Here is a 5,615-nt window from a genome sequence, read left to right on the forward strand (position 1 = left end):
CTCGACAGGGTGTGGGAGAGTAGGACACCGCCGGAACATCATTCGCGAAGGCCCCGACCATTTGGTGGGGGCCTTCTGCGTATCCGGATACTTTCGTGTATCCCGGGTACATACCTGGAAACATGGATCCACAGAAAACTCCCAGCGGACAAGCAGTTCCGCCGAGGATGGAACGGCAATGATCGACGGCATGGTCATCGAGGCAGCACCTGCCCCACCGGCAGCCCCCCGCCGGCGTTTCCGGCTGGGCGGCCTCTGGCTGCCCGCGACCTACAGCTATGTCGGACTGCTGACCGCGGTAGCGGTGGCGCTCACGATGGTGAGTTCGCCGTCCGAAACACGAATCGTGTTGCATGCCAGCACCAACCTGCACAATCTGGCCGACGGCCGGTTCGGCACACTGTTCTCCAGCGCCTTCCTGGTGGGTGAGGGCGCGGCCACGGTCTTCATCATCGTCCCGCTGCTGGCCTGCCTGCTCGCCTTGGCGGAGCGCCGTTTCGGGGCGGTGAAGCTGGTGCACACCTTCTTCATCGGCCATATCGGCGCGACCGTGCTGGTGGCGGTGGGCCTGTGGGTGGCGGTGGCCTCACACGTGATGCCCAGCAGCATCACCACCGTCGAAGATGTCGGTGTCAGTTATGGCGCGATGGCGGTGGTCGGCGCGTTGATCGCGGTGCTGCCCCCGCATCGCCGGTTCGTCTGGGCGGCGAGCTGGCTCACGTTGGCGCTGGGCGGCGTTCTGGTGTGGCACACCTTCACGAATGTCGGTCATTTCCTGGCGCTGTGCCTGGGCCTGGGTATCGGCCGCTTGATGATTCGCCGTCAGGTGGCCCCGTTGCACCCGTTCAACTGGCCGGATTGGGTTCTGCTGGCGGGCGGTTCGATTTTCGCCTGCCTGATGCTGTTGGGCTGAATCGCGGTCACTAGACTCGACCGGTGCGCCTTGTGATTGCTCGATGCCAGGTCGATTACGTTGGCCGTCTGACCGCCCACCTCCCCATGGCCCGTCGCCTGCTGATGATGAAGGCCGACGGTTCGGTGCTGGTCCATTCCGACGGCGGCTCCTACAAGCCGCTGAACTGGATGAGCCCGCCGTGCTGGCTGGAGGAGCGCGAAACCGACTCGGAGACAAGTCAACTGTGGGTGGTCACCAACAAGGCCGGTGAGGAGCTGCGCATCACGGTCGAGGACATCGAGCTCGATTCCAAGCACGAGCTCGGCGTGGATCCCGGCCTGGTGAAGGACGGTGTGGAGGCGCACCTGCAGGCGCTGCTGGCCGAGCACATCGAAACCCTCGGCCCCGGTTACACATTGATCCGCCGCGAGTACATGACCGCGATCGGCCCGGTCGACATCCTGTGCCGGGACGCGGACGGGGCGACGGTCGCGGTGGAGATCAAGCGCCGCGGCGAGATCGACGGTGTCGAACAGCTGACCCGCTACCTGGAACTGCTCAACCGCGATCCGCTGCTGGCCCCGGTGGCCGGGGTGTTCGCCGCCCAGCAGATCAAGCCTCAGGCCAAGACGCTCGCCACCGATCGCGGCATCCGTTGCCTGACCCTGGATTACGACGCCCTGCGCGGCACCGAGTCCGACGAATTCCGCCTGTTCTAACCTCGATACCATGCCCCGCCGGAAACCCCGCCCCAAGGACTCCGCGCGCTCGAACCAGGAGCCGCGGCCCGTCGGCGATGTCTTCGGCCGCACCGAGCACGGCCCGGGCACCGACGAGACCTTCATCGTCCGCACGGTTCCCGGCACCCGCGCCACCAAGCCGTACCGCTGCCCGGGCTGCGACCAGGTCATCGCCCCCGGCACGCCGCACATCGTCGCCTGGGCCGCCTACGACGGCGAGGACGATCGCCGCCACTGGCACACCGGCTGCTGGAAGGGCCGCAACACCCGAACGATCACCCGCCGCTGGTCCTGACGGGCCATAGGATCTCTGGCCCCGTGAACACCCCCGAAATGGTGGCCCCGAAATGGTGGCCCATGGAATTGGGGTGCCTGGGTGACAGCTTTCTGCCAGTTCGGAGGGCTAGTTTTCCCGAACTGAAGTAAGCATGTTTTACAAGGAGTTCGGAATGAGTAAAGGTCGAATCGGGTTGGCGCTGGGGGCGTTCGCGGCGGTGGCGGTGAGTCTGGCGGGGAGTCCGTCGGCTTCGGCGGACATCACGGACATGATCGTGCACACGGACGGTTTCGGAATGGTCGACAGCTGGAACATCAACGCGCTGATCACCTGTAATCCGGCGAGCACTCCCGCCGCCCCGCCGGTCTATTTCACGGACAATGGAAAGGCGTTGCCGGGCAGTCCCGGGACGACCGGAGCCTGCGTCACCACCAACGGGGTTTCCGGGACCAACAGCACGATCGCTTTCGAGCCCACCACCGTCGGCGCGCATCACATCGTTGCGACGCAATACAACCCGGATGGATCGGTGCTGAGCACCCTCGCGCGGGACGTCAATGTCACGTCCCTGCCGGGGGGGACCTGCCAGCCGTCTTTCGGCAGTTATGCCGCGCAATGCAAGACGTCCACCGGGTCCGCCGGGTGGTGATGAGCGTCCGTCGGCACGCATAAGGAAGGCCGCTTCCCCGCGGGGGAAGCGGCCTTCGAACGGCTTCGGGTTGTCGCCCGTTGATGAATTAGCTGGAGACGTCGGCGTTCTCGCGCTCGTCGACGAAGTCGTCGTCATCGCGGGCGTCGGAGATGGCCTTGCGACCGCCCTTGTTGAGGGAGCGCTGTTCCGGTGCGCCGTCGAGCAGTTCGCTTTCGCGGTTGACGGCGGCGAGCATGGCCGGGACCGAGTCGAGCTGGCCGCGGATGCCGAGCAGCTGGGCCAGGACGCGGCCGCGGAGGACGCGCATCTCCTCGGCGAGTTCCTTGGCGTGCGCGATCTTTCGATCCGCGGTGTTGGTCGCCGAGGTGATGAGGCGGTTGGCCTCGTCGGTGGCGTCCTTGATGCGCTGGGCGGCCTCGGCGCGCGAGGTGGCCTCGAGCTCCTCCATGGCGCGGGTCAGCTTGGTGCGACGCTCGGCCATGGTGACCTCGAAGTCCTGCTGCGTCGCCTTGCGCTTGGCGTCGGACTCCTTGGTGAGGCGGTCGGCCTCGGCGTTGGCGGCCTCGACGATCTTCGCCGACTCCGAACGGGCGTTCGCGAGGGTCTGCTCGAATTCGATTTCGAGCGCTTCGCGCTTCTCTTTGGTCTCGGAGAGGAGCGATTCGTACTTCCCACGCATTTCGGTCGCCTGCTGCTCGGCGATCGAAATCATCTCGGCGGCTTCGGCTTGCGCCTGGGCGCGAACCTCGGAGGCCTCGTCGGAGGCCAGGCGCAGCATGCGCGAGATGCGATCGGACATACCTTCGGCGGTGGTCGGCGGCACGGAGAGCCGGTCGACCTCCTTACGGAGCTCGTCGATCTCGTCTCGGGCATCCTCGAGCTGGGCCGCCAGGTTGCGAGCCTGGGCGGCAGCGGCATCGCGATCGGTGGCGGTGACCCTTAGCTCGGCATCGAAACGGTCGAAGTAGTTACGCACCTCGTCACGGTCATAGCCCTTCCGCACAACGGTAAAGGGCAGTGCAACGAAGCGATTACGATCGGGCTCAGTGGACGACATGCCCCACAAACTACAGCGTGACGACCACTGATGGTGACCCGACCGCGAATGTTGTTACAGCCTCTTTAGGGGGCCGGAACCCGGTACTAGTGGGTAGTTTTCGCCGCCGGTTCGACGAGTTCCACCAGCACACCGCCAGCATCCTTGGGGTGGATGAAATTGATGCGGGAACCGGCGGTTCCACCGCGCGGCTCGGCGTACAGCAAACGCAAGCCCCGTTCACGAAGTTGTGCGGAAACCGCCTCGACATCGGTGACCCGATACGCGAGCTGCTGCAGGCCAGGCCCGTTTCGATCGATGAACTTCGCGATCGTCGACTCCTCGTTCAGCGGAGCCAGCAACTGAAGAGCAACTGAGCCTGTCGGCGTGCCGGGCACCGACAGCATGGCCTCGTGCACGCCCTGCGCCTCATTGATCTCGCGATGCGTCTCGACCATGCCGAGATTGTCCCGGTACCAGGCGACCGCCGAATCGAGATCCGGCACAGCGATACCCACATGATCGACGGCGACGACGTATTCCGAAGGGATGAATTCGGTCTTCTCGGTGTTGCTCACACCACGAACGGTAGCGCGCACCCACATACCCTCGCCGAAGTGCTGCGAGTTACCGTGGAGTACTGCTCCGATGGTTGGCGGAGCGGCACCCATACGACGTAAGCGAGGCCCTCATCGTGTCCACCACCTCCGTCATCGTCTCCGGCGCGCGCACCCCGGTCGGCCGGTTGCTCGGATCGCTGAAGGACTTCAGCGGCTCGGATCTGGGCGGCATCGCCATCAAGGCGGCGTTGGAGCGGGGCGGGGTCGCGCCCGAGCAGGTCGATTACGTGATCATGGGCCAGGTGCTCACCGCGGGCGCGGGCCAGATTCCGGCCCGGCAGGCCGCGGTGGCCGCGGGCATTCCGATGGATGTTCCGGCGCTCACCATCAACAAGGTGTGTTTGTCCGGTATCAATGCAATCGCCCTGGCGGATCAGCTGATTCGCGCCGGCGAGTACGAGATCGTGGTGGCGGGCGGCACCGAGTCCATGTCCCAGGCCCCGCACCTGCTCGAGCGCAGCCGCGAGGGCTACAAGTACGGCGACGTGAACCTGCGCGACAGCATGGCCTACGACGGCCTCTACGACATCTTCACCGACCAGCCGATGGGCGCGCTCACCGAGCAGCGCAACGACGTCGAGCCGATCAGCCGCGAGGACCAGGACGCCTTCGCCGCCGCCTCGCACCAGAAGGCCGCCGCCGCTTGGAAGAACGGCGTCTTCGCCGACGAGGTCACCCCGGTCTCCATTCCGCAGCGCAAGGGCGACCCGATCGTGTTCGCGCAGGACGAGGGCATCCGCGCCGACACCACCGCCGACTCGCTGGCCAAGCTGCGCCCCGCCTTCCGCAAGGACGGCACCATCACCGCGGGTTCGGCCTCGCAGATCTCCGACGGCGCGGCCGCGGTCATCGTCATGTCCAAGGCCAAGGCCGAAGCGCTCGGCCTGAGCTGGATCGCCGAGATCGGCGCGGCCGGCGTGGTCGCGGGCCCGGACTCCACCCTGCAGGACCAGCCCGCCAACGCGATCATCAAAGCCTGTGCCAAGGAAGGCATTTCGCCCGCCGACCTGGACCTGGTCGAGATCAACGAGGCCTTCGCCGCCGTCGGCATCGCCTCGACCCGCAAGCTCGGCATCGACCCGGAGAAGGTGAACGTCAACGGCGGCGCCATCTCCATCGGCCACCCGCTCGGCATGTCCGGCGCCCGCATCGTCCTGCACCTGGCCCTCGAGCTGAAGCGCCGCGGCGGCGGCGTCGGCGCGGCCGCCCTCTGCGGTGGCGGCGGCCAGGGCGACGCCCTCATCATCCGCGTCAGCTGACCCAGATCCGCTGACAGAGATCGGCCCCGGCTCGTAAAGAGCCGGGGCCGTTCAGCTTTGGGGCGGCGAGCCCTGCGGCAGCGAGCGGAGCGGTGCGGCGGCGAGGGCGCGGTGCGGTGGCGAGGGGTGCGGGGCG

At 66.6% G+C, this 5,615-nt stretch carries 7 protein-coding genes; 5 read left to right on the forward strand and 2 right to left on the reverse strand.

Features of this window, described 5'->3' with window-relative positions; translation table 11 throughout:
* Positions 1 to 178 precede the first annotated feature (178 nt).
* From ACWELQ_RS36500 to ACWELQ_RS36515, 4 genes are all read left to right on the forward strand, one after another.
* The gene (locus ACWELQ_RS36500; protein WP_452401580.1) at positions 179 to 913 is read left to right on the forward strand and encodes a rhomboid-like protein; all 735 of its coding nucleotides are present in this window, start codon (positions 179 to 181) and stop codon (positions 911 to 913) included.
* 23 nt (positions 914 to 936) lie between these two features.
* Entirely contained in the window at positions 937 to 1,614 is a 678-nt protein-coding gene (gene nucS / locus ACWELQ_RS36505; RefSeq protein WP_452401581.1) for an endonuclease NucS, read from the forward strand.
* A 10-nt stretch (positions 1,615 to 1,624) separates the two neighbouring features.
* The gene (locus tag ACWELQ_RS36510; RefSeq protein ID WP_452401582.1) at positions 1,625 to 1,930 is read left to right on the forward strand and encodes an ATP/GTP-binding protein; all 306 of its coding nucleotides are present in this window, start codon (positions 1,625 to 1,627) and stop codon (positions 1,928 to 1,930) included.
* Positions 1,931 to 2,084: 154 nt separating this feature from the next.
* Positions 2,085 to 2,561 (forward strand): hypothetical protein, encoded by a 477-nt coding sequence (locus tag ACWELQ_RS36515; RefSeq protein WP_452401583.1) that lies wholly within the window; start codon positions 2,085 to 2,087, stop codon positions 2,559 to 2,561.
* Positions 2,562 to 2,649: 88 nt separating this feature from the next.
* On the opposite strand, the gene ACWELQ_RS36520 is transcribed toward ACWELQ_RS36515, so the two are convergent.
* Positions 2,650 to 3,621 (reverse strand): hypothetical protein, encoded by a 972-nt coding sequence (locus tag ACWELQ_RS36520; protein WP_452401584.1) that lies wholly within the window; start codon positions 3,619 to 3,621, stop codon positions 2,650 to 2,652.
* 86 nt (positions 3,622 to 3,707) lie between these two features.
* Positions 3,708 to 4,178: a methylmalonyl-CoA epimerase gene (gene mce / locus ACWELQ_RS36525; RefSeq protein ID WP_452401585.1), complete on the reverse strand. Its 471-nt coding sequence runs from the start codon at positions 4,176 to 4,178 to the stop codon at positions 3,708 to 3,710.
* 116 nt (positions 4,179 to 4,294) lie between these two features.
* Between mce and ACWELQ_RS36530 the strand changes: the two genes are divergently transcribed.
* On the forward strand, positions 4,295 to 5,479 hold the full coding sequence (locus ACWELQ_RS36530; protein ID WP_452401586.1) for an acetyl-CoA C-acetyltransferase: 1,185 nt from the start codon (positions 4,295 to 4,297) through the stop codon (positions 5,477 to 5,479).
* Positions 5,480 to 5,615 lie beyond the last annotated feature (136 nt).

This window comes from Nocardia sp. NPDC004722, from assembly GCF_053601505.1.

What these genes read in the sequence shown, in the direction of transcription:
- ACWELQ_RS36510 (WP_452401582.1), top strand. Translation starts at nt 1,625, where the DNA reads ATGCCCCGCCGGAAACCCCGCCCCAAGGACTCCGCGCGCTCGAACCAG.
- ACWELQ_RS36500 (WP_452401580.1), top strand. Translation starts at nt 179, where the DNA reads ATGATCGACGGCATGGTCATCGAGGCAGCACCTGCCCCACCGGCAGCC.
- ACWELQ_RS36520 (WP_452401584.1), bottom strand. Translation starts at nt 3,621, where the DNA reads ATGTCGTCCACTGAGCCCGATCGTAATCGCTTCGTTGCACTGCCCTTT.
- ACWELQ_RS36515 (WP_452401583.1), top strand. Translation starts at nt 2,085, where the DNA reads ATGAGTAAAGGTCGAATCGGGTTGGCGCTGGGGGCGTTCGCGGCGGTG.